Here is a 1,121-nt window from a genome sequence, read left to right on the forward strand (position 1 = left end):
GCGAGGCTTTAGGAGAAGCTGCAACTTCTCCAAAAAGCTTGAAAATCATTTCAAAGCCTTTGATTTAGTGTTCTTTTATATCAATAATGGATTCGTTTAATGCCAGCATACTTTTTGAAACACCACCGTCTATTGTTTTCATATTGGTTGCTTAGGTGCATATTCTTGCCCAATTGGACACTTAATAGTATATCGTACTGGACACAGATTCTTCTTTTAATTGGACACTCTTATTTTCAGACACTCTTTGCATCTAAAACGAAATTTAAAAGAAAAAAGTAAAATGATTCCTATGAAAAAAGCGGTTATTGCAGTGAGTTGCTTAAGTATACTTTTGATGGCCTGTTCCTCGCTTCTTAATCCAAGTATTCAGAATTCACTAAAAGAAGTGAGAACATCAAAATTCCTAAAAAATGAAGATAAAACAAAAACCATTGGTGGGATTGATGCAAATAGTAATGGTGTGCGTGATGATATTGAGGGATACATAAAGCTCAAATATGGGAATAACCCTGAATTTGTTAGCGTATATATGCAGTATGCACAAGAATTACGAAGAAAGCTGACTTTGGCTAGTGATGATCGTGAGGTCTATCGTAGAGCGTAACACGAAGTTAGTAGAAAAATGGTTTGTGCTGCGGAAATTGACTATAAAGTTGAGCCTGAAAAAATGTATCGGGACACAATGATCATTTATGCCCTGTCGGTGAATACCAAGCAACGTAAGGCTGAAAGTAATCGTATTAGCTCGTTGGTGAGTGGCATGGTATTCACATTACCAACTGAGGAACACTGCAAAATTAATGAATACGTTTATTAAAGTGTCCAACTTAAAGAATAATGGGTGTCCAAATACTTATTGATTTTGCACTTAGGCTAAACACTGACCCCAGTCTACTAAAAAACAAAAAAATAAGGGAGCATTTGCTCCCTTATCTTTTTAGTCAAATAAATCTGCTCTTACTTCTTCCAAAGCACGATCTGACTTAAAACGATGGTGGTGTTTCAAAAAGTATGCTGACATTAAATGAAACCATTATTGATGTAAAAAAAGGTTAAGTCGAAGGCTTTAAAATGGTTTTCAATCTTTTTGGAGAAATTACAACTCTTTCTAAAACCGC

Annotated in this window: 2 protein-coding genes and 2 pseudogenes; 3 read left to right on the forward strand and 1 reads right to left on the reverse strand. The window is 35.1% G+C overall.

The window, feature by feature from the left end; translation table 11 throughout:
* From FTV09_RS17835 to FTV09_RS18225, 3 genes and pseudogenes are all read left to right on the forward strand, one after another.
* Positions 1–100: pseudogene (locus tag FTV09_RS17835) on the forward strand (IS1 family transposase); the annotation flags it as partial.
* Between the two features lie 192 nt (positions 101–292).
* On the forward strand, positions 293–607 hold the full coding sequence (locus FTV09_RS18220) for a hypothetical protein (RefSeq protein WP_257222944.1): 315 nt from the start codon (positions 293–295) through the stop codon (positions 605–607).
* An 18-nt stretch (positions 608–625) separates the two neighbouring features.
* Positions 626–820, forward strand: coding sequence for a hypothetical protein (locus tag FTV09_RS18225; protein ID WP_257222945.1), 195 nt, complete (start codon positions 626–628; stop codon positions 818–820).
* A gap of 203 nt (positions 821–1,023) precedes the next feature.
* Here the strand turns inward: FTV09_RS18225 and FTV09_RS17845 are convergent.
* A pseudogene (locus FTV09_RS17845) lies at positions 1,024–1,121 on the reverse strand (IS1 family transposase); the annotation flags it as partial.

The sequence above is a fragment of the Acinetobacter sp. YH12227 genome (genome assembly GCF_013417785.1).
GTDB classification, from domain to species: domain Bacteria; phylum Pseudomonadota; class Gammaproteobacteria; order Pseudomonadales; family Moraxellaceae; genus Acinetobacter; species Acinetobacter gandensis.